The 25097-nt window shown below is 61.2% G+C and carries 23 protein-coding genes; 14 read left to right on the top strand and 9 right to left on the bottom strand.

What is annotated here, in order from left to right:
* The first annotated feature begins 10 nt into the window (after positions 1-10).
* The 8 genes from RCAS_RS12610 (at position 11) to menC (ending at position 8368) form a co-directional block, all read left to right on the top strand.
* Entirely contained in the window at positions 11-601 is a 591-nt protein-coding gene (locus RCAS_RS12610) for a hypothetical protein (protein WP_012120949.1), read from the top strand.
* Positions 602-619: 18 nt separating this feature from the next.
* A complete protein-coding gene (locus RCAS_RS12605; RefSeq protein WP_012120948.1) occupies positions 620-2905 on the top strand; it encodes a hypothetical protein in 2286 nt (761 codons plus the stop codon).
* 9 nt (positions 2906-2914) lie between these two features.
* Positions 2915-3250: a hypothetical protein gene (locus RCAS_RS12600; protein WP_012120947.1), complete on the top strand. Its 336-nt coding sequence runs from the start codon at positions 2915-2917 to the stop codon at positions 3248-3250.
* A gap of 16 nt (positions 3251-3266) precedes the next feature.
* The gene (locus tag RCAS_RS12595; protein WP_012120946.1) at positions 3267-4295 is read left to right on the top strand and encodes a Gfo/Idh/MocA family protein; all 1029 of its coding nucleotides are present in this window, start codon (positions 3267-3269) and stop codon (positions 4293-4295) included.
* A 17-nt stretch (positions 4296-4312) separates the two neighbouring features.
* The gene (locus RCAS_RS12590; protein ID WP_012120945.1) at positions 4313-5398 is read left to right on the top strand and encodes a Gfo/Idh/MocA family protein; all 1086 of its coding nucleotides are present in this window, start codon (positions 4313-4315) and stop codon (positions 5396-5398) included.
* Between the two features lie 145 nt (positions 5399-5543).
* Positions 5544-6407 (top strand): alpha/beta fold hydrolase, encoded by an 864-nt coding sequence (locus tag RCAS_RS12585; protein WP_012120944.1) that lies wholly within the window; start codon positions 5544-5546, stop codon positions 6405-6407.
* Positions 6408-7259 (top strand): hypothetical protein, encoded by an 852-nt coding sequence (locus RCAS_RS12580; RefSeq protein ID WP_012120943.1) that lies wholly within the window; start codon positions 6408-6410, stop codon positions 7257-7259.
* Complete coding sequence (gene menC, locus RCAS_RS12575) at positions 7256-8368, top strand: o-succinylbenzoate synthase (protein WP_012120942.1); 1113 nt, start codon at positions 7256-7258, stop codon at positions 8366-8368. Before RCAS_RS12580 ends, menC begins: the two co-directional genes overlap by 4 nt.
* Positions 8369-8671: 303 nt before the next feature.
* On the opposite strand, the gene RCAS_RS12570 is transcribed toward menC, so the two are convergent.
* The 6 genes from RCAS_RS12570 to RCAS_RS12545 all read right to left on the bottom strand — a co-directional run bounded on the left by RCAS_RS12570 (position 8672) and on the right by RCAS_RS12545 (position 14953).
* Entirely contained in the window at positions 8672-9775 is a 1104-nt protein-coding gene (locus RCAS_RS12570) for a quinone-dependent dihydroorotate dehydrogenase (protein WP_012120941.1), read from the bottom strand.
* 917 nt (positions 9776-10692) lie between these two features.
* Positions 10693-11484 (bottom strand): iron-sulfur cluster-binding protein, encoded by a 792-nt coding sequence (locus RCAS_RS12565; RefSeq protein ID WP_012120940.1) that lies wholly within the window; start codon positions 11482-11484, stop codon positions 10693-10695.
* A complete protein-coding gene (locus RCAS_RS12560) occupies positions 11484-12977 on the bottom strand; it encodes a dihydroorotase (RefSeq protein ID WP_012120939.1) in 1494 nt (497 codons plus the stop codon). Before RCAS_RS12560 ends, RCAS_RS12565 begins: the two co-directional genes overlap by 1 nt.
* 11 nt (positions 12978-12988) lie before the next feature.
* Positions 12989-13945, bottom strand: a complete 957-nt coding sequence (locus tag RCAS_RS12555; protein WP_012120938.1) for an aspartate carbamoyltransferase catalytic subunit — start codon at positions 13943-13945, stop codon at positions 12989-12991.
* Positions 13946-13955: 10 nt separating this feature from the next.
* A complete protein-coding gene (gene pyrR / locus RCAS_RS12550; RefSeq protein ID WP_012120937.1) occupies positions 13956-14510 on the bottom strand; it encodes a bifunctional pyr operon transcriptional regulator/uracil phosphoribosyltransferase PyrR in 555 nt (184 codons plus the stop codon).
* 5 nt (positions 14511-14515) lie between these two features.
* A complete protein-coding gene (locus RCAS_RS12545; RefSeq protein WP_012120936.1) occupies positions 14516-14953 on the bottom strand; it encodes an SRPBCC family protein in 438 nt (145 codons plus the stop codon).
* Positions 14954-15037: 84 nt separating this feature from the next.
* On the opposite strand from RCAS_RS12545, the gene folK reads away from it, so the two are divergent.
* Complete coding sequence (gene folK, locus RCAS_RS12540; RefSeq protein ID WP_232280008.1) at positions 15038-15571, top strand: 2-amino-4-hydroxy-6-hydroxymethyldihydropteridine diphosphokinase; 534 nt, start codon at positions 15038-15040, stop codon at positions 15569-15571.
* Between the two features lie 22 nt (positions 15572-15593).
* Here the strand turns inward: folK and add are convergent, their stop codons facing one another.
* From add to rpsU, 3 genes are all read right to left on the bottom strand, one after another.
* Entirely contained in the window at positions 15594-16649 is a 1056-nt protein-coding gene (gene add, locus RCAS_RS12535) for an adenosine deaminase (RefSeq protein ID WP_232280007.1), read from the bottom strand.
* A gap of 395 nt (positions 16650-17044) precedes the next feature.
* The gene (gene prfA / locus RCAS_RS12530; RefSeq protein ID WP_041331986.1) at positions 17045-18127 is read right to left on the bottom strand and encodes a peptide chain release factor 1; all 1083 of its coding nucleotides are present in this window, start codon (positions 18125-18127) and stop codon (positions 17045-17047) included.
* Positions 18128-18238: 111 nt separating this feature from the next.
* The gene (gene rpsU, locus RCAS_RS12525) at positions 18239-18433 is read right to left on the bottom strand and encodes a 30S ribosomal protein S21 (protein WP_012120932.1); all 195 of its coding nucleotides are present in this window, start codon (positions 18431-18433) and stop codon (positions 18239-18241) included.
* A 356-nt stretch (positions 18434-18789) separates the two neighbouring features.
* Here rpsU and RCAS_RS12520 point away from each other — a divergent pair, with 356 nt between their 5' ends.
* From RCAS_RS12520 to RCAS_RS12500, 5 genes are all read left to right on the top strand, one after another.
* Positions 18790-19374 carry a hypothetical protein gene (locus tag RCAS_RS12520; RefSeq protein ID WP_041330728.1) on the top strand — a complete coding sequence of 195 codons (585 nt, stop codon included), beginning with the start codon at positions 18790-18792 and terminating at the stop codon, positions 19372-19374.
* Positions 19375-19538: 164 nt separating this feature from the next.
* Positions 19539-19898, top strand: coding sequence for a hypothetical protein (locus RCAS_RS12515; RefSeq protein WP_198135925.1), 360 nt, complete (start codon positions 19539-19541; stop codon positions 19896-19898).
* 42 nt (positions 19899-19940) lie between these two features.
* Entirely contained in the window at positions 19941-20351 is a 411-nt protein-coding gene (locus tag RCAS_RS12510; RefSeq protein WP_232280006.1) for a hypothetical protein, read from the top strand.
* 1369 nt (positions 20352-21720) lie between these two features.
* Positions 21721-23907 (top strand): ABC transporter substrate-binding protein, encoded by a 2187-nt coding sequence (locus RCAS_RS12505; protein ID WP_012120928.1) that lies wholly within the window; start codon positions 21721-21723, stop codon positions 23905-23907.
* A 198-nt stretch (positions 23908-24105) separates the two neighbouring features.
* On the top strand, positions 24106-25089 hold the full coding sequence (locus RCAS_RS12500; protein WP_012120927.1) for an ABC transporter permease: 984 nt from the start codon (positions 24106-24108) through the stop codon (positions 25087-25089).
* Positions 25090-25097 lie beyond the last annotated feature (8 nt).

Genomic DNA, 25097 nt, shown 5'->3' with positions numbered 1-25097 from the left:
GGAGGAAGCAATGCGCATCTCTCTGTGGCGGCGCTTGTGGCTGTTGACGGGCATGGCGTTGCGCCACAGTTCTACGAGGCGGGCGCGATTTGTTGCCGGGACGGATCGGCTCTCTATCGCCGACACGAACAACCATGCCATCCGCATACCGGATGTGCAGAGCGGTGAGGTGATCACGCTGGTGGTGCGCGACATCGAGCGCCTGCGCACGGCGCTGATTGCCGACGGATGGGTTCCGACCATCATGCCGCCAATAGCCGTTGCGCCGGGTGAGGGCAGGACCGCACTCGACATCGTCCTTCCACCCGGATACAAAGTCAACGATCTGGCGCCATCGTCGGTACGCTGGAGCATCGATGGAGGCATCACGCTTCCCGCAGATGCAGACCGCTCGCTTGCCGGGATACGCTTTCCCCTCGAACTATCGGCGACATGTACAGCAGCGGGAACGCTGACGGCAGAGATTGCACTGATCTACTGCGAAGCGACAAAGCCAAAGGTGTGCCTGATCGCAGAGGTGCGCCTGGTTGCGCCGTTCACCGTCGCCAACCACGGCGCACCGGTGCTGGCGTTGCGCTCTACGTTGTCCTTTCGTCCTTGAAGCAATCAGGGAACTGCTATGCTCACCCATCCTCTCCTTGAAGACCCCGCGAATGCGACCGGCAAACGATTGTTTGCCGAAGGCATGGCGGCATGGCATGCACGTTTCGATGAACAGGCTGGTCTGATCGAGCAACGCACCGATACCGGCGTCTTCCATCCCATCCGCGAATCGTTTGGTTACGCATACGCGCTGGTGCAGGCGGAAGGCGAAGCGGCGCTGCCAAAGGCGGAGCGCATTATCCGGCGCGCGTTGCAGGCGCAGGAACGCAACCCTGCCCACATCCACTATGGCGGTTTCAAATGGATGGACGAAGACCGCAGCGTGACCGATCTCAACGCGGTTCAGTTCGCACTGGAGCAAATACTGCCGTTGTTGCTCGACTATGGCGAATGGATCAGCCCTGATCTGCGGGCGCACCTCCTTGATGCAGTGCGCCTCGGCGTGGCAGAGATTGCGCGCCTGAACGTTGCGGTCTGGTATACCAACATTACGCTGCTGGATATCCTGAACACGGTGCTGGCGGGACAGGTGTTGGGAGACGAAGGGTTGCTGAAGCGCGGGAGGCAACGGATCGATGAGTGGATCACGTTCACCAATCGCGCGGGAGGCATACCGGAGTACAACAGCCCAACGTATGCGGCTGTTGATCTGGCGGCGCTGGCGGAACTGGCGCACCGCGCCATCGATCCGGTCATCCGGGTGAAAGCGCAGGTGATGGAAGAACGTCTCTGGATTCAAACAGCGCTGCACTATCACCATCCGACGGCGCAACTCGCCGGACCACACAGCCGCGCCTATCACAACGATGTGACCGGCGGCATCTGCATGATCAAGCGTGTGCTCTTCCGCGTCCTTGGCGATGAGCGTCTGCTGCGCCGCTCGACGTATGCGCCGCAGCGCCAGGACGAAGGGAGCGTTGTGGCAGGGCGCTGCCCCTACCATCTGCCACGCTATCTGGAACGGTTGTTGCGCGAAAAACCGGAACGCTTCAGCATCGCCGAGATGTCCGTCGCCAGTGGTGTGTTCAGGCGAATCACCGCCGATGAGACGCCGGAACGACTCGGCGCCGCCGAGGCGGCGATCACCGGGACGGGCATTGACATGATAACGTTTATGACGCCAACCTATGCGCTTGGCACGGCATCGGTCGGTCATCATCCGCAAAATGATCGGCTGATCCTGTATTATCGCGTGCCTGAGCCGCGGCTTGTTGGCGTGCTCTTTTCGCGCTATATCGTCAACGAAAAGGTGTTCGGCAGTTATTATCACGCGACAGATCGGTCACGCGGAAACAATCTCAACGACGAGGGCAAGTTCTGGGGCGTCCAGCATCATGGCAAAAGCATTGCCCTCTACGCGCTCGAGCCACAGCACGAACCTGTACATAGCCTGAAAACCGAGGTGTATGTGCTGGATGCTGCATCGTTGAGCGAGGTCTGGGTTAACGATACACCGATTACGCTGCGTTCGACGCCACGCCGTCTGTACCCGCACGATGCGGTGCTGATCGCCGATGGTGATGTCTATATTGCGCTTCGCCCGCTCGAACCGTCGAATCTTGGCGACGAGGCGCCCATTCTGTTGTCAGAGCGCAACGGCGAACTGGTGCTGTCGATCTATAACTACTACCAGGGCGAAGCCAAGAGTTTCTGGGAGTATGCCAGCCTGAGCGGACCGTTCTACCGCCAGAATATTCGCGCCGGTTTCGTCGTCGAAGTCGGCGATCGTGTCGAATACGGCGATTTTGCAACATTTCGTCGGCATATCCTGCGGAGCGCTATCGACGATCGTCTCGATGACGCCGTTCGCACCGTGCGCTACGCCAGTGGCGCCGATCTGATCGAACTCTCGGTCGATCTCCGTGCCAATCGTCTTCTGGAACGACGGATCAACGGCAGGGTCTACCAACCGCCGCTCCTCGCCAGTCCTGTCGCTGTCCAATCCGCAGAGGGGCGGGTTGCAGTCGGCTCGGCGCATCTCACATGCGGCACAGTTCCGGCATGGGTGGTCGCCGATGACGATGGTGGGCGTTGGGCTGCGGCAAACCCGACGGACGACGAGACGCACTGGCGCTTTGTGACGCCAGAGGCGACGATAGAGTCGGCGGCGTTCGGGTTCGGGCGCGTCGCCGTCTATTGCGAGGATCGTCCGCTCATCGACGTGATTGCGGTTCGTCGCGCAGCGCCGTTGCGCATCGAATGCCGGGCAGCGCCACGTGTCCTGTGGAATGGCGACGATGTGAGCGGCGAGTGCATCTTCGACACGAGCATCGGCGCATATGTACTGCCTGCGCGCTTTTGAGAGAAGACCATGACCGCTTCCACTCGACGCTCTGATTGGCGACTTCTGGCAGTGTGCTATGCGCTCTGGCTGGCGCTCATCCTGGGAGCGGGATGGGTCCTGAGTCAGGCGCATACCCTGCTGTTAGAACTCAGCCTGGAGTTGCGCGCCAATCCGTGGGTTGCGCGCGCCATCCGCCAGACATCACTGCCGTTTCTGGGGGTCATCTGGCTGATCTTCATCTTCTGGCTGGAACATTACCTGCGCACCGGCGTTCAGCAGAGCACTTTTTCACGGCGCGTCGTCCGTGCAGCCGGAGGCGTGATCGGAGGATTTCTGATCGTGAGTATTCTCCGTCTACTTTGAGCATAGAGGAGCACCTATGCCATCCGAAACGGTACGCTTTGCGGCTATTGGACTCAATCATGCGCACATCTACGGACAAACCAATCTACTCGTGCGGGCAGGCGCCGAACTTGTGGCGTTCTATGCGGCGGAGCCTGATCTTGCAGCGCAGTATGGTCGCACCTATCCGCAGGCGACGCAGGTAAGCGATCCTCGCGCCATTCTCGAAGACCCTTCGATCCATCTGATCATCAGCGCCGCCATCCCGGACGAGCGCGCGCCGTTGGGGATCGCCGCCATGCGTCACGGTAAAGATTACATGGCGGACAAGCCCGGTTTTACGACGCTGGCGCAACTGGATGAAGCACGGCGCGTTCAGGCGGAAACCGGTCGCATCTACTCGATCTGTTTCAGTGAACGCTTCGAGAATGCGGCGACCGTGCGCGCCGGGGAACTTGCGCGTTCCGGCGCAATCGGCACAGTCGTACAAACCATCGGCTTGGGACCGCACCGTGTCAATCTGACTGCTCGCCCTCCCTGGTTCTTCCAGCGCAGTCGATTCGGTGGCATCATCAACGACATTGGTTCGCATCAAGCAGATCAGTTCCTCTTCTTTACCGGCGCCACCCGCGCAGACGTCGTCACGGCGCAGGTGGCGAATTATCGCCATCCGCAATACCCTGAGTTCGACGACTTCGGCGATGTGCTGCTGCGCGGCGTCACCCCCGAAGGTCTGGAAGTTTCCGGCTACATTCGAGTTGACTGGCATACACCGGACGGTCTTGGCACATGGGGTGATGGGCGCCTGATCGTGCTCGGCACGGAAGGATACATCGAGGTGCGCAAGAATATCGACATCGCCGGTCGTCCAGGCGGCAACCATCTGTTTCTGGTGGATCAGAAAGGAACACACTGCGTCGATTGCAGTGATGTCGCTCTACCCTACGGTCCCAGCCTGGTCTACGACATTCTCCACCGCACTGAAACGGCAATGCCGCAGGAACACTGTTTCCTGGCGTCCGAACTCGTGTTACGCGCCGAAGCAGCGGCGCACCGTTTGAAATAATCCGGGAGAAGCGCACCATGCCCGAACCTCTCAATGTTGCGATTGTCGGCTGCGGCATTGGTCATATGCATGCGCAGGCGTACCGCACGCTTCCCGAACTGTTTCGCCTGATGGCAGTGTGTGATATTGATCAGTCAAAGGCGCGTCAGTTCGCAGCCATACACGACATTCCGCGCATGGTCGGCGATCTTGCCGATCTCTGCGCGATGGAAGACATTGATGTGATCGACATTTGCACGCCGCCGGGGCTGCACTTCGCGCAGGTGCAGCAGGTGCTTGCATCTGGCAAGCACGCCATTTGCGAAAAACCGCTCGTTGGCTCGTTGCGCGAGGCAGATGCGCTGATTGCTGCCGAAGCCGCCGCAGGGCGGCGCGTGATGCCGATCTTCCAGTACCGCTTTGGTCATGGATTGCAAAAACTCAAACTGTTGATCGAACGCGGTGTAGCGGGACACGCCTATCTGGCGACAGTCGAAACCGCCTGGCGGCGGCGCGCGTCGTACTACGATGTTCCCTGGCGCGGCAAATGGGCGACCGAGATGGGAGGCGCTTTGCTGGGGCATGCCATCCACGCACACGATATGCTCACCTACGCGCTCGGTCCGATTCGCAGCGTGTTTTGCCGCGCAGCCACGCTGGTCAATGCCATTGAAGTCGAAGACACAGCTGCGGTTGCGCTCGAAATGGCAGATGGCTCGCTGGCGACGCTCGCGGTGACCCTTGGTTCGAGCGCCGAGATGACCCGTCATCGGTTCTGTTTCAGTGGTATGGTGGCGGAGAGCAACACGCGCCCGTACAGCAATTCCGGCGATCCGTGGACGTTCGTCGGCGACACTCCTGAACAAACGGCGCTCATCGAAGCAACGCTGGCGACGTTCGAGCCGCTGCCCGAAGGATACGCCGGTCAGTTCTACCGGTTTTACCATGCGCTGCATAACGGCAGTGAATTGCCGGTGACGCTCCAGGATGCGCGCGCATCACTCGAACTTGTCACCGCGCTCTACGACTCACAGCGCCGCAGGCAGCCGGTGAACCTTCCTGTTCAGTCTGACCACCCGATGTATGCGGGGTGGCTGCCTGTTGCGCCCCCGTCGGCATGCTAAGCGTCGCGCAGTCTCTCGTGGCGTTCTGGGCAAGACCCTTTCCCTTCGCCCTGACCCCTGTCGGCGCCTACCAGGAGCGTCCCATCCTGCGGGCGCCTACCGGAGGCGCCCCCACACTGCCGCGCGCCTCTTGTATAATGGTTCTATGCCAGCGTCACTCGAACATCACTATCTGAACGCCAACGGCATCCGCTTTCATGTGGTTCGCGCAGGCAATGGCGACAGACTGCTGTTGCTGTTGCACGGCTTCCCGGAATTCTGGTGGTCGTGGCGGCATCAGATCGAGGTGTTTGCCGCTCATTACACCGTTGTTGCCCCTGATTTACGCGGCTACAATGAAACCGAGAAACCGGCGCGCGGCTATGAACTTCATGTGCTGGTGCAGGATGTCGTCGAACTGATCCAGACGCTCGGCTTTCAACGCGCATACGTCGCCGGGCACGACTGGGGCGGTATGATCGCCTGGTCGCTGGCAATTGCACGCCCAGAACGGGTCGAACGGCTGATTGCGCTGAATATGCCGCATCCGGCGCGTTTCTATGAGGAACTGCAACGCAACCCGGAGCAGCGGCGGCGCTCGCGCTACATCCTCTTCTTTCAGATCCCATGGCTCCCCGAGGCGATCTTGAGCGCAAACCACGGCGCTGCGTTCGACCGCATCTTTCGCTCGACGCCAATTGACCGCGCCGTGTTCGACAACGAAACCATCCGGCGCTACAAACAGGCGATGGCACGTCCCGGCGCACTGACCGCCGCGCTCAACTACTACCGCGCTATTGGTCGCCACGGCGCCGGCGACCTCTTTCGCGGCACAGGTATGCGCGTCCGTGCGCCGACGCTCCTGATCTGGGGGGAGCAGGATGTCGCATTCGCGCCAGAAGTGGTGCGTGAGACCCAACGCTTTGTTCCTGATCTGCGTATCTGTTCCCTGCCGCATGCATCGCACTGGGTGCAGCAGGTTGCGCCGGATGAGGTCAATGCCGCGATGAAGGCGTTCCTGGAGGCGTGAATGCCGATTGTGTACCGCCGCATCGAAACACACGACGAATACCGCGCCGTTGAGGACCTTCAGGCGCAGGTGTGGGGCAGCGATGCGCGCGATATTGTCCCACTCCATCTCCTGCTGACTGCCGGCAAAAACGGTGGTCTGACGCTTGGTGCGTTCGACACCGACCTGACGCCGCCGGATGATCTGGTCGGGTTCGTGTTCGGTTTTGTCGGTCTCACAGCGACCGGTCAGATGAAGCACTGCTCGCATATGCTTGGCGTACTGCCGCGTTACCGCGATCGTGGCATCGGCGAAGAACTGAAGCGGCGCCAACGCGACTGCGTCTTGGCGCAAGGCATCACGCTGATGTCCTGGACCTTCGATCCGCTGCAAAGCCGCAATGCGCGGCTCAACATTCGGAAACTCGGCGCGGTCTGTCGTACTTATGCGCGTGATCTGTACGGGGCGATGAGCGACCGGCTGAATGCCGGCATTCCCAGTGATCGTTTCGAGGTCGAGTGGCATCTGGCATCACGCCATGTCGAGCGGCGCCTGGCGCGCGCCGAACCGGCGCCATCGTTCGCCGCGCTCATTGCTCAGGAGATTCCGGTGCTGAACGAAGCGCCTCCTGGCGCCGTCGCCGATGCACCGGCGAGCATCTGTCGCGCGCCATCTGGCGACTGTGTGCTCATTCGCTTTCCGACCGACATTCAGGCGATCAGGCACATGCGCCCGGCAGAGGCGCTGACCTGGCGCATGCAGTTGCGCGACCTGTGCGAAGCTGCCTTTGCCGGCGGGTATACGGCGGTTGATGTTCTTTCCGAGGGTGCGTGCAGTTACTACCTGCTGCGCCAGCACTGGAGCGTTGTATGAAGATCGAGTCGATCACATTGCACCACATCGACATGCCGCTGGTTGCGCCCTTCGAGACGAGTTTCGGGCGCGAAACGCACCGTCCATGCATTCTGATCGAAATGCGCGCCGACGGATTAACCGGATGGGGCGAATGTGTTGCCGGCGCGGGTCCCTGGTATGCGTATGAGACCATAGGAACCGCCTGGCACATCATCAGCGACTTCCTCGCGCCCATGATCGTCGGGCAAGAGATCACCGAACCGATAGGGATCGTCGAACGCTTCGCGTCGGTGCGCGGGCATCCCATGGCGCGCGCCGCCGTCGAAGCCGCTTTCTGGGATCTCTATGCGCAAGCGCGCGGTGTCTCACTGGCGCGTCTCATCGGCGCTACCCGTGATCGTGTGACAGTTGGCGTCAGTGTAGGCATCGAGTTAACGCTCGAGGCGCAACTGGCGAGCATCGAGCGGTTTGTTGCAGCCGGGTATGCGCGCATCAAACTGAAGATCAAGCCAGGATGGGACGTTGCCGTGGTGCGCGCAGTGCGCGAACGCTGGCCCGATATTGCATTGCAGGTGGACGCCAACTCGGCGTACACCCCGGACGATGCACCGATCTTTCGTGAATTGGACGAGATGAACCTGTTGTTGATCGAACAGCCGCTCCACCACGACGATATTGTGGACCACGCGCGATTACAAGCGCAAATAAGCACACCCATCTGCCTGGACGAGAGCATTCACTCCCCAGAGCACGCGCGTTGGGCGCTCGACATCGACGCCTGCCGGGTGATCAACATTAAGATCGGGCGGGTCGGCGGGCTGACTGCCGCGCGCCAGATCCACGACCTGTGCGCCGAACGCGGCGTGCCGGTCTGGTGCGGCGGCATGCTGGAAACCAACGTCGGGCGCGCGGTCAACCTGGCGCTGGCGGCGCTCCCCAACTTCGCGCTACCCGGCGACATCTCAGCATCGGCGCGTTATTATCACCGCGACATCGCCGCGCCCGATTTCGTGCTGAACGACGACTCGACGATCACCGTGCCCGATACACCGGGCACAGGCGTCGCCGTGCTGCCGGAGCGCCTGCGCGACGTGCAGGTGCGTGAGGTGATCATTGGGAAAGGATGAGACCGATTACAATTGAAGATGCCGCATGCGTGTCATTCCGAGCCCTTCGCTTCGCTCAGGGTAAACTCAGCGAGGAATCTGAGCGGGTCGCGCACGACCCCTCGCTCTGCTCGGAGTGACCATGCCGGATGTTCACAGGTCATTGGTATGAGACCAACACCATCGCTTTGCCCTCCCCCCTGCCCTCTCCCGCACGCAGGAGAGGGGAGACCCGCCCGTGCTCCGCTCCGCCCGCCCGCGGGAGAGGGGCGACCGGCGCCCCTCTCCCGCGGGCGGGCGGGTCTCAGACCCGCCCGCACCCGATCACCCCCGCTGCCTGATCGCACCCTCCCACTCCGCATCCACCCCCGTTGCCTGCGTCACACTCACAAACCCGTCGCGGCGCAGCAACTGCGCCAGACCGCGCTTGATCTCGCGGGCAATGGCGGGGCCGGCGTACACCATGCCGGTGTAGAGCTGGACCAGGCGCGCCCCTGCGCGAATGTGCGCATAGGCGTCATCGGCAGTCAGAACACCGCCGACACCGATCACCGGCGGCGTCCCGCGGGTCAGGCGGTAGATCGCACGGATCACCTGACGCGCGCGCGGCGCCAGCGGACGACCGCTCAACCCACCGGTTTCATTCGCCAGTCGACTACGCAGCCCCTCACGCGCCAGGGTCGTATTGGTGGCGATGAAGGCAGCGACACCAGCCTCACACCCGGCGCGCACCACCTCTTCGATCTGATCCAGGGTTTCGTCGGGCGAGATCTTCAGCGCAATCGGGCGCGGATACAGCAGACCGTGGTTGAGGCGCATCAGTTCACGCAGCAACTCCTCGAGCGCCGCGCGTTCGTGGAGGCGACGCAGCCCCGGCGTATTCGGCGACGAGATATTGACCGCCACATAATCGGCAAGCGGCGCCAGCGCCACGAAGGTCGCGGCATAATCTTCGACCGCGCGCTCCAGCGGCGTATCGCGGTTTTTGCCAATATTGACACCAACGATGACCCGACGTGATCGGCGCGCGCGCAACGCCTTTGCCACAGCGACCATGCCATGGCTGTTGAAGCCGAGGCGATTGATCAACGCCATATCCTCCGGCAGGCGGAAGAGGCGTGGACCGGGGTTGCCCGGTTGAGGACGCGGCGTGACCGTACCGACTTCGACGTGGCTGAACCCAAGCAGCGCCAGTGCATCGACGAGGTCGGCGCGCTTATCGAATCCTGCTGCGACGCCGAGCGGACTGGCGAAGCGCAACCCCGCCCACTCAACCATCAGTGCGGGGTCGTCCCAGGCATACAGCGCACTGATCAACCGCGGCAGCAACGGCATCCGGCTCGTCGCTCGGAACATCGCCGTCACCACGTCGTGCGCGCGCTCGGCATCGAGCCGGAACAGAAGAGGGCGGATAAGATGGTAGAGCAATATCGTCTCCAGAATATCCGAACATGGCGCCAGTCACGCGCAAATAAGGGCGCCAACCGTCGCAATTGCCGGCCCATACGCAACCGTCTGGCAGATCAAGATCCGAATCCAAAGGATTTCCGCACAGTGCAGGCAGACTCACAAGGCGCATCATACCAATGACGATTGAAGATGCCGCATGCGGGTCATTCCGAGCCCTTCGCTTCGCTCAGGGTAAACGCAGCGACTTGTCATTCCGAGCCCTTCGCTTCGCTCAGGATAAACGCAGCGACTTGTCATTCCGAGCCCTTCGCTTCGCTCAGGGTAAACGCAGCGAGGAATCTAAGCGGGTCGCGCAAGACCCCTCGCACTGCTCGGAGTGACCATGCCGGATGGTCACAGGTCATTGGTATCAGACCGTGACACCAACCCAGGAAACGAACGTGCCACCAGGTTCATTCTAGATGAACCACTTCTCTCCAATTTCAGTCTGAGGCAATCATCGGTATGTTTCGCATTGCCGGACACCACTATTCTTATCATATCATCTTTCTTGGACTGCCTGACGACCGGAACTGCCTGGTTGCCAGAGATCAAGAGACCCCTGCTTGAGAATAGGTATCCGTATGCAACTCGGAGTACTCGGAAAGATTCCAGTAGCAATGCCTTAAGCATGTTTTTTCAATGCATATCGCAGTGTAGCGCCCAACGCTAGCGACAGCGGCGCGGCGTCGCCGTTCAACGGCCATGGCTGGCGAAACCACCACTGCCTGGAAACCGCGAATGTTGGCGCACGGCGCAGCCGCGTCCGCTACACGCGGTGTCAGGCTGTGGTTGAGTCAGATGCATCGTCTGGGTGATGTGGACGCCCGCGAGATCGGCGCATTCCTGACCGGCCGGTGGTTGCATAGGATCGCCCAGATGAGAGATCATGCGAATCAGAACTCCCTGACATCACGCAGATCGAACCAGGGACCCTCAACGCACGGCAAGCGTATGCCGCTGCGCAGTTCGACGGCGCACACGCCGCATGCGCCGAACCCGCATCCTGGCGGCGACGCGATGAGCGCATGCGCAAATCCAGACGGCTGGCGCAATCGCACCGCTCGAATGCGCTGTACCAGCGCTGCAAGCGCGTGGTGCGGCAATGCCGCGACGACCGCATCAGCCCACGCCAGCGGCGAGGTTCCGCGTGCCGGTTGAAGCGCCTCTGCAACCGCTGTGGTCAGGCTGGCATTCACAACAGTCTCGTACTCAACCGCAGAGGGCAGCAAAAATGGTGGTGGGAGACCATCCTGGTCGCCGGCAATGGCGATCAGCGTAACAGCGGTATGGAGCGGAGCAGTGCGCGCAACGAAGAGCAATGCAGCCAGCCCAACGCCCGCGCCGATTAGCAGCAGATTGCGCTGGCGATCGGTGAAGAGGAGCGCGCGTCCGCACAGCCCGACCACATCGAGCGTGTCCCCCGGCGTGCGCCGCGCCAGCCACGCCAGCCCTGGCTCGTCCGGTTCGTAGAGCAACGCCACCTGCCCGATCTCAGGCAGCGCCGCAGCGATGAACAGCGGTCGGCGCAGCAAGCGATATGCGTCTCCAGGATCATTGCACCACACCAGCAGCGCATGGCCGGGACGCGCATCCCGCGCCAGGTCGGGGGCGCGTAACGCCAGCCAACGGAGGCGCGGCGTCACCCGACGATGATCGGTGATCTCCAACGTATGCTGGCGCGCCATTATTCCTCGTTCTCACCACCGAGAATGCCTTCCAGCCGCGACGCCTGCTGCAAGGCGCCGGTGCCAACGCCGAAGTTGCCGCGCCGGAAGACAATCTGCCCACGGCACATCGTCAGCATCACCTGACCTTTGAGACGCTGCCCGACAAGCGGCGTATTGCGCCCTTTCGAGAAGAACTTCTCTGGCTCGACCGTCCACGGCGAGTCCGGGTCGAAAATCACGATGTCGGCGGGCGAACCGGGACGCAGGGTTGCCGGCGCGCGCCCCAGCACCGTTGCCGGACCCTCAGTAAACTTGGCGACCAGATCGACCAGATCGAGTTTGCCGCGATGAACAAGTGTCAGCGCAAGCCCCAGGGCGGTCTCCAGGCTGCTGATCCCCGGCGCTGCCAGGCGATATTCGCACGCTTTCTCGACGGCGCTCTGCGGTTCGTGATCGGACGCGATAGCATCGATGGCGCCATCGCGCAATCCTTCGATCAGCGCCTCGATATCCTGTTCCGTGCGCAACGGCGGACGAACGCGAGTTGAGGTATGATAGGGAGGCAGAAGCGTTGGTTTAAGGCGCGAAGGGAGATCAAGTCCATCATCGCTCATCTCACTCTGCTCACGACTGCTGCGTTGTCCCGCCTTTGCCCCGCCGCGCACTGCGGCGAGATTTCCGAGCACCCACTGATCGGTAAGCGTCAGGTGATGGGGCGTCACCTCAGCAGTCACCCGCACGCCACGCGCTTTGGCAGCGCGAATGAGCGCCACACTGCCGGCCGTGCTGACGTGGCAGATATGCAGATGAGCGCCGGTCATTTCAGCCAGCGCAATGTCGCGCGCAACCATCACCTCTTCCGCAGCGGCGGGATACCCCGGCAAACCCAAACGAATGCTGACCGCACCCTCGTGCATGCCCCAGTTGCGGGTCAGGCGCACATCTTCGCAGTGCGCCATAATCGGCACATCAAGCATCGCTGCGTATGCCAGCGCATTACGCATCACTGCCGCATCCGCCACAGCGTTGCCTTCGTCGGAGAAACCGACACACCCTGCTTCGACGAGTTCCGCCATTTCGGTGAGCGTCTGACCTGCGCGCCCAAGCGTGATAGCGCCAATCGGTTCGATACGCACCAGACCGCGACGCCGGGCGATCTCGCGCACCTGACGCGCAACGGCAGCGCAGTCGATCGCCGGGCGGGTATCCGGCATCACGCACAGCGTCGTGAATCCGCCGGCTGCTGCCGCTTTTGTGGCAGTTTCAACCGTTTCTTTGTGTTCCTCTCCCGGTTCGCGCACATGGGCGTGCAGGTCGAGGAATCCGGGGGCGATCACCGCGCCGCGGGCGTTGATCACCTCGGTATGGTCATCGAGCGGTTCCGGCGCCACCGTCAGATCGGCAAGATCAATGACCTGAATGACCTTGCCGTTCTCAACCAGCACATTGCCAATCGTAGCGACGCGCCGTGCCGGATCGATGATCGAACCATTTTTGATCAGATACCGCATAGAAACTCGCTTTACTCGCCGGAGAGACGATACAGCAATGCCATCCGCACCGCCACGCCGTTGGCGACCTGCTCTTCGATGACCGATTGCGCCGATACGGCCACATCGGGCATAATCTCGACGCCTTCGTTCATCGGTCCGGGATGCATTACCAGACAGTGCGGCGCGGCGCGCGCCACGCGCTCGGCAGTGATCGCAAAAAAGCGGGTGTATTCCCGCAGCGAAGGGAGCAATCCTGCTTCCATCCGTTCCTTCTGCAACCTCAGCGTCATGATCACATCAGCGTCTCGGACACACTCATCAAGGTTGCTGGTGATCGTCAGATCGGGCCAGGTCGCTTTCCAGAACGCCTCGGGACCGATCAACGTCTGTGGGGCGCAGAGCGTCACCAATGCTCCCATCCGGGTAAACCCCCAGAGATCGGACCGGGCGACGCGGCTGTGCAGAATATCGCCGACAATCACGACCTTCAACCCCTCGATGCGTCCCAGACGCTGCCGCACGGTAAACAGATCGAGCAGCGCCTGAGTCGGATGCGCGTGCCGTCCGTCACCGGCATTAATGACCGACCCGTGGAAGTGTTGTGCGACGAGATAGGGCGCGCCCGATTCACTATGGCGCATGACCAGCATATCAGCGCCGAGCGCCTGAAGCGTGCGCACCGTATCGATCAGCGACTCGCCTTTCTCCACGCTGCTGCCACGCGCGGTAAAATTCACGACATTCGCGGAAAGCGCTTTTCCGGCAAGTTCAAACGAGATGCGCGTGCGGGTGCTTTCCTCGAAGAACATGTTGACAATGGTTTTCCCGCGCAGCGTCGGCACCTGCTTGATGGCACGCCCGAGCACCTCTTTCATGCTGACGGCAGTTTCGAGGATTTCATCGATTTCTTGCGCAGAGAAATCATCGAGATCAAGCACGTGGCGTCGACGATGTCTGGCGGCTCCTGCTGCCGCAGGTACGCTCATAACCGGCTCCTTATTCCGTTGTGCTCTCCGAAACACGCACGATGAAGACGCCATCCACACCGCCATCGACCTCGTGCAGGCGTGTGGCGATCCGTTCATCCCGCGATGTCGGAACGTTTTTGCCCACAAAATCGGCGCGGATCGGCAGTTCACGATGGCCACGATCAATCAGCACTGCCAGTTGAATGCGCGCCGGTCTGCCAAAATCGGTAAGCGCATCAAGAGCCGCGCGCACGGTTCGCCCGGTATACAGTACATCATCCACCAGAACTACCGTGCGCCCATTGATGTCGAAGGGGATGTCGGTCGCATGCACGACCGGCGCCGGTCCACGAATGCCGAGATCGTCGCGGTACAGCGTAATATCGAGAATTCCGACCGGTACGCGGACTCCTTCGATCTCTTCCAGCGCCGCTGCAAGACGCAGCGCCAGGGGAACGCCGCGCCGCCGGACGCCGACAAGCGCCACATCGCGCACACCAGCGTTGCGCTCGACAATCTCGTGCGCAATGCGCGTCATTGCGCGGCGAATGTCGTCGGCATCGAGGATTTGCTTTTCGCCCATATGCGCTACCCTTCGAGCATCTGCTTCAGATTGCTCAACGACTGCTCCAGGTCCTTCTGGTTCTGGCGCTCGACGAACAGTTTATCGAGAATGCCGCCGATCAATGCGCCACCCGGAACGGTGTAATCGATACGCACATGCACCTGTGTGCCGCTCATTTCCGGCGTCAACCGCCACGACCAGACATTCGACAGATCGCCGCTGCCCTCTTCACGCAGGTAGCGTCCCGGTTCGATAGCGGCAAACGTTGTTTTGCCGCGAAAAGTCAATGTCCCTGCCATTTTGAATGTCCACGCAAAGGTGTCGCCAATGGCGCGTCCGGTGACATCATGCACCTCCTCAAGTCCAACAACCCATTTTGGTGCGTCCTCGACGCGCAGCAGCGCCTCGAACACGGTATCGACCGGCACGTTGATGAAGATGCTGTGTTCGACCGACGACATGGTTGTTCTCCTTTCTCTGGTTCGGTCAGATCGGGCAGGGAACGGCTCAATCCACGCTTCCAGCAAGATCGATGGTCTTATGGTATGCTGGAGGTGATTATATGCGACAGTGTGACGATGCGCAGCACCACCGTGTACATTGGGCTTGGCAGCAATCTCGGCGATCGCGTTGCGCGATTGCGCGAAGCGGTTGAGCGTTTAAGCCGGATCATCGACGTGACTCGCGTCTCGCACTTGTATGTCCATGCGCCGCCTGGCTATGTCAGCGATGATGCATTTATCAATGCCGTCCTCGAGGGGCATACCACGCTCAAGCCACTGGAACTCCTTGCCGAACTTCAGAAGATCGAGCGCGCAATGGGGCGGCGTCGAGGCATTCAGTACGGTCCGCGTCCTATCGATCTTGATATTCTCCTTTACAGCACAGTGCAGATGGAGTCGCTCGAACTGACCATCCCGCATCCGCGCCTGGCTGAACGCGCATTCGTCCTGAAGCCGCTGGCTGAAATTGCGCCCAATCTGATGCATCCTGTGCTGTACTACACCATCACGCAGTTACTATCCGATGTTGACGATGCCGATCAGGTCAGATTGTTCAATCCAGGCGGCAACCGCTAGCGTATCCTGATGCAATGGAGTATTATACGCCCAAGTCTGCGCGCAGATCTGCAATCTCTCGTTCGAGTTCACGCGCCAGCGCCAGGCGATCCGCTTTGGGCAGGAATGCGGCGTGCGCGCCGGTTAGCGTGAGGCGCACCAGATCATCGGCGGTGAAGCCGAAGTGCTGAACTGCCAGACGATACTCACGACACAGGGTCGTTCCAAAAAACACCGGATCGTCAGTATTGAGCGTTAAGGGCACGCCGGCATCAAAGAGACGCCGTAACGGATGCGCATCGAGCGAAGAAACGGCGCCGGTTCGGATATTGCTGGTGGGGCAAACATCGAGAACAACATTGTGGGTGCGCAGGTACGCCACCAGCGCCGGATCATCGATGCTGCGGATGCCGTGCCCGATGCGTCGCGCGCCGAGCGTCTCGATGGCGCTCCAGACGCTCAAGGGACCAACCACTTCTCCGGCATGCGCCATCACCTGCAAGCCTGCGCGACGCGCAGCAGCGAAGACCTCGGCAAACGGCTCCGGCGGATGGTTAATCTCGTCGCCGCCAATCGACCATCCCACCACGCCGTGTTTCATGTTGCGAATGGCGCTTTCCAGCAGATTCCAGGCCAGATCGACGCCGAACTGTCGTCCATAATCGAACACCAGCCCCACACGAACATTGTACTCACGCGCCGCGCGTATAAATCCAGCCGCTGCTCCTTGCACCACCTCGTCGAGATCGAGGGCGCGCCGGTGGTACTGTACCGGTGAAATCATCACCTCGGCGTAGCGCACATTCTGTTCCGCCAGATGCACTCCCAATTCGTAAGCGACCTGCTCGAAATCGCGCCCGGTCGTCAATGATCGCGCCAGGACCATGAAGACGGTCAGAAATTCGTGGAAGTTGCGATAGGTGAAGAGTTGCGCCACCCCCGCTTCGTCACGTGCCGGCAGATCCACGCCATTGCGCTCGGCGAGCGCCAGCAGGGTGGCAGGGCGAATAGCGCCTTCCAGGTGCAGGTGCAGTTCGACCTTGGGCATGCGGACGATAAACTCATCGAGCGCCGAGATACGTTGCTGCTGCGCGCTCACGATCACCTCGTTTCTCTCGCCGGCGACAGAGGTCTGAGCATGCACGGTACGGCGTCGCGCCCTTGCCGCAGCGCTCAGGCTGGCGACTCATGGATTGCGAGCCATTGTGCGCGATCCCGCGAAGGCGAGCATCGCTTCCCGCAGCCGGCAATATTCATCGCGCGGGGCGGGCAGGTCCGTAGCGATTATTCGATTCACCATATAATACCAATTCCCTGTGAACATCCAGCATGGTCACCCCGAGCAGAGCGAGGGGTCGTGCGCGAACCCGCTCGGATTCCTCGCTGAGTTGACCCTGAGCGAAGCGAAGGGCAACGACCGGTCTCATAGAGGGCATGCGCAAGCGAGGCGCGCAGTGCGTTGGCGGCCGGTCGAGATGCCCCCCTTCCATCTCTTTACCGGGCTGCGACGGACTCGAGACGCTCGGCGTTGTCGGCAATGATCAGCATATCGATCAGACGGTCGAGATCGCCATCAAGAATACCCGGAAGATTAGAGAAGTTCTGTCCGATACGATGGTCGGTCACCCGGTCCTGAGGAAAGTTGTAGGTGCGAATCTTCTCGGCGCGTTCACCGGCGCCGACCTGCGCCAGACGTGTCTCGCCCAACTCTTTGCGGCGCTTCTCTTCTTCGCGAGCATAGAGACGCGCGCGCAAAACTGCCAGCGCCGATGCCTTGTTCTTCAACTGCGAACGGCTATCCTGGCAGGTGACAACAATTTCTTCCGGCGTGCCGGGCTTATAGACAATCCGCACGGCCGAGTCGGTCGTGTTGACGCCCTGCCCGCCATGCCCTCCCGAACGGAACACATCAACCCGGTAGTCGGACGGGTTCAACTCGATGTCGGTCTCTTCGACTTCGGGCAGCACCGCCACGGTCGCCGTCGAAGTATGGATCCGCCCGCGCGCTTCCGTGGCCGGCACGCGCTGCACGCGATGAACGCCACCTTCGTACTTGAGGCGGCTGTATGCGCCTTCGCCCCTGACCTCAAAAATAATCTCTTTATAGCCGCCCGGCCCGTTTTCGGTGGCGCTGATCACTTCGATATCCCAGCCGCGCTGCTCGGCGTAGCGCGTATACATGCGGAACAGGTCGGCGGCAAACAACGCCGCTTCATCGCCGCCCTCACCCTGCCGCAATTCCATAATCGCATTCTTCGAGTCATTCGGGTCGCGCGGGAGCAATAAGACCTTGATTTGCTGCTCGAGTTGCGCACGCCGCTCCAGCAGATGATCGAGTTCGTCCTGCGCCAATTGGCGCACGTCCTGGTCGGTCTCGTGTTCCAGCAGGAACGACGTATCCTCAATCTGACGCTCCACATCACGGTACGCGCGATATGCCTCGACAAGCGGTTCAAGTTCGCGCTGCTCACGCGCATACCGCTGCAACCGCACCGGATCGGTCGCAACATCGGGTTGCGCCATCAGATCGAGCAGTTCATCGTAACGCGCCGTGATGCTGGCAAGTTTGTCGATCAGAGCAGCCGCCATAGTTTTGTACCATTCGTTGCATTATAGCATACTCATCAGGCAGCACAGAGCGCCGGGCAAAAAACCCGGCGCTCTGCGCCATATCGTGCGTCACTCCCTCTACTGAGCCTGCTGTAACGCCTTCTTGCGGCGATTGCGCTCAGCGCGGCGACGTTTCTCTTTGCGCTTTTCGCTTTCGGAAACAAAGTGCATCTTCTCACGGAACGTTTTGGTAATGCGCTCAGCGACGACAACTTTGTTGAAGCGACGAAGCAATTGATCGACGGTTTCACCGTCGCGTCGTTCTACTCGCATAGCTTCGGAATATCTACACGCACCAGATCACTCTTTCGGTGCGGAAGAACAACCCGTTCACCCCCTCCCGGCGCACCATTGCGGCGCGAACCCGCTTCTGCACCGCATGCACACGTTTAGTATACACGTTCGAGAGGGATTGTGCAACTAGAGTTAGGGATCAGGGAACTTTTCCGTTTTTCACCGTCTTAGCATCCTCCCTTCGGTGCGCTACCGACGCGTTTCGTCCCGCCATCTGCTGCTCTTGCCTGGCATCTGTTTTCATGGTAGCATACGTTGCTACCGAGACGCAGATTCTCCACACCTGACCCACAGCACAGCAAATGCGCTGCCTGAAGAAAGAAACGAGCAGTCCTATGACCAGCACTGAACGTCCGCCGCGTCCGCGCTTTATCGGCGTTGACACCTATGCCGATCCGCACGGGCGATTTACCTTTCGGTACCCTTCCGACTGGTACCGCTTCGAACTGGATAACGGTCTCGAAGGAGTGATGTTTTCGCCTGAACGCGAGAATCCGCAGACCTTCTTCTCTGCCTGGGTGCGTCAACTTGAAGCCGAAGCGGTCGCGGAAGACCTGCCGCTGCTTCAGAAGGGTATCGCCGAGGGCCTGGCGCAACTTCCAGAGTGCGTTATCGAGTCGAGTTCTGACGACACCTACGGCAATCTGATTAAGTTCGAGCGAATCTACACGTTCCGCGACGGTGATGAAATACGAAAGCGCAAGGTGTGGATCATGTATGTTGCGCAGTGGCAGATTGTGCTGACCTACCAGGGGCGCACGCCAGAAGAATGGGAGTACTGGCTGCCCATGGGCAACTACGCCTTTGCGCTCTTCAACATCCCGCCCGAACTCTGGTTCGCCACCGACCGTGACTTGACGAAGAAGACCGGCTTGCCGAAGAAAGAAAGAGTCAGACGAGGTCACACGAAAGATGAATAAGTAGGGGCGCACTGCTGGCGCGCCCATGCGACAGGCGAACGGCACATCGCCGGCGCGCTCACCTGGTTCGCGGTTCTCAGTTCCCAATCTCTATGCGACCCTCCAGATACACATTCATCCTGATCAGCGCCTCAACCGCCGCCTGCCTCCTCGCAGGAGCGCTTTTGGTCGCCTTGCGCCCACGCCCGATTACTAGCCATGCAGATGCCATTGCCTTCGTGCTCGAACAACGCGGGATTGCGCACGAACGCATTGTTACTGCACAGGTCTGGCCCGCAGCAGTCAACTACTATGCGTATGGACCGTCGGTTTACCCGTACAGCGCCGCAGTCAGCGTTACGCTCCCCGGCGGCGCTGTCGTTCCCGGCAGTCTCGAGTGCGCCGATGACCGCCGTCGTTGCCGGGTGACCATTGCGCGCCTTGCGATCGACCGCGAGCCAATTCCCGACATCAGCGCCGCGCGACCGTTGCCGTGGATGGTTTGGATGCAACGTCTGGCTGAAATCGCGCCTGTAGCGCGTTGAACGTTCCTTGTCGAACGTGGAAGCGCCTGACCATTGACATCTGTGCGAAACCTCACAAAACACGTTCTGCCGATACTCGTCATTGCCGCGTGCATCCTGAGTTGTGTGGCGCTGGCGCTTGCGGCGGTATTTCTGCGCCCGCGGAGTTTCGCCACGTTCTCCGACGCAATCGGATATGTGCTCGATCAACGTGGCATTGCCTACGAGAGCGTCTTAATCGAGCGCACCTGGCCCGACACCGTCAACGACATCACCTACGGCGCCAATCTCCTGATCGTAACCCCCAACAAAGGTACAGTAATTGGACGGCTCGATTGTCGTGGCTGGAAGAAGGATTGTTTCTTCACCGTGCGCGCGTTTGAGATCTATCGTGAGCCATTGCCCGAATTGACAGAACAACGGCGCCTGCCGTGGATCGCCTGGATCGAACAGGCGCTTGGCGTAAGATTCTGAGTCTGTGGGCAGGTGCGGCACGGACACAAGTCGGCAGGCAGGGGCAGATCTCAATCCCACCCAGGAGGACGGACCGAACCCCCGCGCGCACACCGGCGCGCAGCGCCGGTTCCCCGCTCCTGCGCGCGGGAGAGAGGCGGGGGTGAGGGGATTGCTTCGACCGGCAGTGCCGGTCTCGCAATGACCGCGCACACCGGCGCGCCCGCCGTGGGACCGTGGGACGGCACCCCCACGCGCGGCACCGGTCTCCCCGCCCCTGCGCGCGGGAGAGGGGCGGGGGTGAGGGGATTGCTTCGACCGGCTGCGCCGGTCTCCCCGCTCCCGCGGCGCCGGTCTCCATGCTCCTGCGCGCGGGAGAGGGGCGGGGGTGAGGGGATTGCTTCGACCGGCTGCGCCGGTCTCGCAATGACCGCGCACACCGGCGCGCCCGCCGTGGGACCGTGGGACGGCACCCCCACGCGCGGCGCCGGTCTCCATGCTCCTGCGCGCGGGAGAGGGGCGGGGGTGAGGGGATTGCTTCGACCGGCTGCGCCGGTCTCGCAATGACCGCGCACACCGGCGCGCCCGCCGTGGGACCGTGGGACGGCACCCCCACGCGCGGCGCCGGTCTCCATGCTCCTGCGCACGGGAGAGGGGCGGGGGTGAGGGGATTGCTTCGACCGGCTGCGTCGGTCTCGCAATGACCGCGCACACCGGCGCGCCCGCCGTGGGACCGTGGGACGGCACCCCCACGCGCGGCGCCGGTCTCCCCGCTCCTGCGCGCGGGAGAGAGGCGGGGGTGAGGGGATTGCTTCGACCGGCAGTGCCGGTCTCGCAATGACCGCGCACACCGGCGCGCCCGCCGTGGGACCGTGGGACGGCACCCCCACGCGCGGCGCCGGTCTCCCCGCCCCTGCGCGCGGGAGAGGGGCGGGGGTGAGGGGATTGCTTTGACCGGCTGCGCCGGTCTCGCAATGACCGCGCACACTGGCGCGCCCACCGTGGGACCGTGGGACCGTGGGACGGCACCCCCACGCGCGGCGGACATGCATGCCTGCTACGCTCATACGCGCACCCTTCTCGCACCCGGCTCAGGGCACGGGCAGAGTGCAGCACATGGGGATGGCAACGACCGTGCTATGAAGCCCCGTGATTGCGGGGCTGATGCAGGAATGCGCCTCTCTTCACAGGTTGACCGGTTCAGTTTGACAGCCTCTCGAAACAGCGATACAATACTTTATGAATGCCGTGCACAAAAACCTGGAAAGGGGTAACAATGGTGTAGACCCTTAAACGGTGTGTGCTCCGCCAACGGCGAGCATCGACCCCCGGATGCTATTCCACGGTTTAAAGTCAACAACGTACAGATGCTCTGACAAGGAGGTACCACGTGAGCAACGCTCGAAAGCTCAACCGGCGCACATTCCTGCGCCTGTCCGCTGTGACGGCGGCAAGCGCAGCGATTGCCGCCTGTGGCGGCGGCGGTCAGCCTGCCACCGCACCGACGACAGCGCCCGCCGCGCCTCAACCGACCACAGCGCCAGCGGCGCCCGCTCCAACCACTCCTCCAGCCGCAACAGCTGTTCCCCCGGTGACGACCCAATACAAAGAAGCGCCGATGCTGGCAAAACTGGTGCAGGAAGGTAAACTGCCGCCGGTGGACGAGCGCCTGCCGAAGAACCCCTACACTCCGCCACACTCCTGGCTCACAGTTGGCAAGTACGGCGGCGTGCTGAAGAAGACCTACAACAACAACTGGGGTATCACCGGCTTCATCCACGAGATGCAGTATGGCTCGTCGCCGCTGCGCTGGCTTAAGGATGGTCTGGCGATTGGTCCAGGCTTCGTCGAAAGCTGGGAATCGAATGCCGACGCGAGCAAGTGGACGTTCAAGATCCGCGAAGGGATCAAGTGGAGTGACGGTCAACCCTTCACCACCAAAGACATTATGTACTGGTGGGAGTACACGGTCGGCGGCAACGGCAAGGAGAAGGAGTACCCCGCCGGTCTCAAGCCGATCAACAGCCCGCCTGACGAGGCGCGCTCCGGCACCGGCACCCTGATGACACTCAATGCGCCGGATGATTACACCTTCGAGATGGTGTTCGACGCGCCGGCGCCGCTCACGGCGGACCGTCTGGCAATGTGGGTCAACATGTTCATCGGTCCGGCCTGGGTTATGCCACGTCACTACATGGAGCAGTTCAACCCGGTGCTCAACCCCGATAAGTATAAGGACTGGGAAGAGCATCAGCGCAAGTTCAACCACAACAACCCCGACTGCCCGCGCCTGACCGGTTGGAAACTGGATATCTTCGAGGAGGGCGTCCGCGCTGTCTGGTCGCGCAACCCGTACTACTGGGCGGTCGATAAGGAAGGCAACCAGTTGCCGTATATCGACCAGATCATTGTGACGGCGGTCAAGGACAAGGAGATCGAGAAACTGGCGTACACCGAGGGGCGCGCCGATCATGCGCACTTCCACAGCCAGGGTCTGGCGGATGTGCAGTCGTTGCGCGACGCCGAAGCCAAGAGCGGTCTCGAGGTGCGCTTCTGGGACTCGGGTTCGGGCACCGGTTCGCTCTACTTCTTCAACATGGACTTCAAGGACCCGAAGATGCGCGCCGTGTTCCGCGATCCGAAGTTCCGCCAGGCGCTGTCACACGCTTACAATCGCGCCGATGTGCAGAAAGCGGTCTATTTCGGGTTGGGCGAACTGACGACCGGCACCTTCAGCCCCAAGGCCATCGAGTACAACATCAACGATCAGGGCAAGCAGGTGTATGCCGCCTGGCGCGATAGCTACGTGAAGTACGATCCGGCGCTGGCTGAACAGATTCTGGACGAAGCCGGCTACAAGAAGGGACCTGATGGCAAGCGCACGATGCCGGACGGCAGTCCGCTTCAGATTCAGATCACCTATGGCGCCGATCAGGCGCCCGGCGGTGAGCACCTGTCGAAGAACGAGCGCCTGGCGCGCGACTGGCAGGCGATCGGGATCGATGCGGTGCTGACACCTATTCCGGGTGAGGGCGCCGACGAGAAGTGGCGCGCCGGCGAGTTGCCGATGAAGACCACCTGGGAGGTCGGCGACGGTCCCAACCACCTGGTCTTCCCCTCCTGGCTGGTGGCGGATGAGACCGAGCGCTGGGCGCCGCTGCACGGTCGCGGGTATACGCTGCGCGGCACTGCGTCGGAGAAGGAGGAACTGGATAAGAACCCATGGGACCGCAACCCGCCGCGCATCAATCGTGGCGAGCCGGACTATATGCCGGCGATTGGCAAGCTTCACGAACTGTTCGACAAGAGCAAGGTGGAGCCAGATGCGATGAAGCGCCACCAACTCGTGTGGGATATGATCAAAGTCCACATCGAGGAGGGTCCGTTCTTTACCGGGACGATCGCAAACCCGCCGCGCATCATTTTGGTGAAGAAGGGGTTGATGAACGTGCCGACCCGCGATGACCTTTTGAAGGAAGGGTTGGGCGGTTTCGTCAATCCGTGGATCATCCCCTCTCCGGCGACCTATGACCCGGAGACCTGGTACTGGGATAATCCTGAGGCGCATACGGCGTAGTTTCTGAGGCGCGCTCCGCCTCCCGCAGGCGCTGTTGAAGTCTGCGGGAGGCGGGGTCGGTCCCTGATACACCCCCCGCCGGAAGCGGCAATCGGCGCTCTTCCCGGCACATCGCTCAGGCGGGCAAGTATTTGATGCACAGCGCGAGGCTCGGACCCCACCCTTCGGGTATCTATCTGTCAACAGAGTGAGGCGAAGATGCTCAACTTCATTGCCCGACGCCTGGTCAACATGTTCTTTTTGTTGATAGTCGTTTCCTTTGTGGGATTCTGGATCATTCAGTTGCCGCCAGGATCGATTCTTGATGTGCAGATTCAGCGTCTGCGGATGCAGGGCGGAAACCTCCCCGAATCGATGATCCAGGCTTTGCGTGATCGCTACGGCGTCGATGATCCATTCTATGTTCAATACTGGAAGTGGATTTCACGCTCGTTGCAGGGCGATTTTGGCACCTCATTCGAGACCGATCAGAAAGTTGCCGAGCGTATCTATAACCGTTTGGGCATTTCGTTTGGCTTGTCGTTGACGGCGCTCCTCTTCACCTGGCTGGTTGCGATTCCGATTGGCGTCTACTCGGCAACCCATCGTTACACCTGGCCAGATTATTTGATCACCTTTGTCCAGTTTTTAGGACTCTCCATCCCCGGATTCCTGCTGGCGCTGATTTTGCTCATTACAGCGTCACGCCTGTGGGATCAACCGATTGGCGGTCTCTTCTCGCCGCAGTATGCCGACGCGCCCTGGAGCCTTGCCAAACTGTGGGACTTTATTCGCCACGTCTGGATTGCGATCGTTGTCCTGGCAATTGGAGCGACTGCCGGTTTGACGCGCGTGATGCGCGCTAATCTGCTCGATGTGCTGAATATGCAGTACATCCAGACGGCGCGCGCGAAGGGATTGAAAGAGTCGACCGTCATCTGGAAGCATGCCGTGCGCAACGCTATCCACCCGCTGGTCATGTCGCTTGGGACGCTGCTGCCGGCGCTGGTGGTCGGTGAAACGCTGATTGCGATCATTTTGAGCCTGCCGACGATTGGTCCCCTTTACCTCGATGCGTTGCGTTCGCAGGATATGTACCTGGCCGGAACGATCCTCGTCATGCTGTCCGCGTTGCTGCTGGTTGGCAACCTCATCGCCGACCTGCTGCTCGCCTGGGTCGATCCGCGTGTGCGGCTCGAATAAAATGGCAA

This window comes from Roseiflexus castenholzii DSM 13941, from assembly GCF_000017805.1.
GTDB classification, from domain to species: Bacteria; Chloroflexota; Chloroflexia; order Chloroflexales; family Roseiflexaceae; genus Roseiflexus; species Roseiflexus castenholzii.
The sequence above is the reverse complement of the archived record's forward strand: the minus strand, read 5'-3'. Positions and strand labels throughout refer to the sequence as shown.

Coding starts and splice junctions, on each gene's coding strand:
- RCAS_RS12520 (WP_041330728.1), top strand. CDS start 18,790: ATGACCAGCACTGAACGTCCGCCGCGTCCGCGCTTTATCGGCGTTGAC.
- RCAS_RS12595 (WP_012120946.1), top strand. CDS start 3,267: ATGCCATCCGAAACGGTACGCTTTGCGGCTATTGGACTCAATCATGCG.
- RCAS_RS12555 (WP_012120938.1), bottom strand. CDS start 13,945: ATGAGCGTACCTGCGGCAGCAGGAGCCGCCAGACATCGTCGACGCCAC.
- RCAS_RS12610 (WP_012120949.1), top strand. CDS start 11: ATGCGCATCTCTCTGTGGCGGCGCTTGTGGCTGTTGACGGGCATGGCG.
- RCAS_RS12565 (WP_012120940.1), bottom strand. CDS start 11,484: ATGGCGCGCCAGCATACGTTGGAGATCACCGATCATCGTCGGGTGACG.
- RCAS_RS12585 (WP_012120944.1), top strand. CDS start 5,544: ATGCCAGCGTCACTCGAACATCACTATCTGAACGCCAACGGCATCCGC.
- rpsU (WP_012120932.1), bottom strand. CDS start 18,433: ATGCGAGTAGAACGACGCGACGGTGAAACCGTCGATCAATTGCTTCGT.
- RCAS_RS12500 (WP_012120927.1), top strand. CDS start 24,106: ATGCTCAACTTCATTGCCCGACGCCTGGTCAACATGTTCTTTTTGTTG.
- RCAS_RS12600 (WP_012120947.1), top strand. CDS start 2,915: ATGACCGCTTCCACTCGACGCTCTGATTGGCGACTTCTGGCAGTGTGC.
- RCAS_RS12580 (WP_012120943.1), top strand. CDS start 6,408: ATGCCGATTGTGTACCGCCGCATCGAAACACACGACGAATACCGCGCC.
- RCAS_RS12590 (WP_012120945.1), top strand. CDS start 4,313: ATGCCCGAACCTCTCAATGTTGCGATTGTCGGCTGCGGCATTGGTCAT.
- RCAS_RS12545 (WP_012120936.1), bottom strand. CDS start 14,953: ATGTCGTCGGTCGAACACAGCATCTTCATCAACGTGCCGGTCGATACC.
- pyrR (WP_012120937.1), bottom strand. CDS start 14,510: ATGGGCGAAAAGCAAATCCTCGATGCCGACGACATTCGCCGCGCAATG.
- folK (WP_232280008.1), top strand. CDS start 15,038: ATGCTGGAGGTGATTATATGCGACAGTGTGACGATGCGCAGCACCACC.
- RCAS_RS12560 (WP_012120939.1), bottom strand. CDS start 12,977: ATGCGGTATCTGATCAAAAATGGTTCGATCATCGATCCGGCACGGCGC.
- RCAS_RS12605 (WP_012120948.1), top strand. CDS start 620: ATGCTCACCCATCCTCTCCTTGAAGACCCCGCGAATGCGACCGGCAAA.
- menC (WP_012120942.1), top strand. CDS start 7,256: ATGAAGATCGAGTCGATCACATTGCACCACATCGACATGCCGCTGGTT.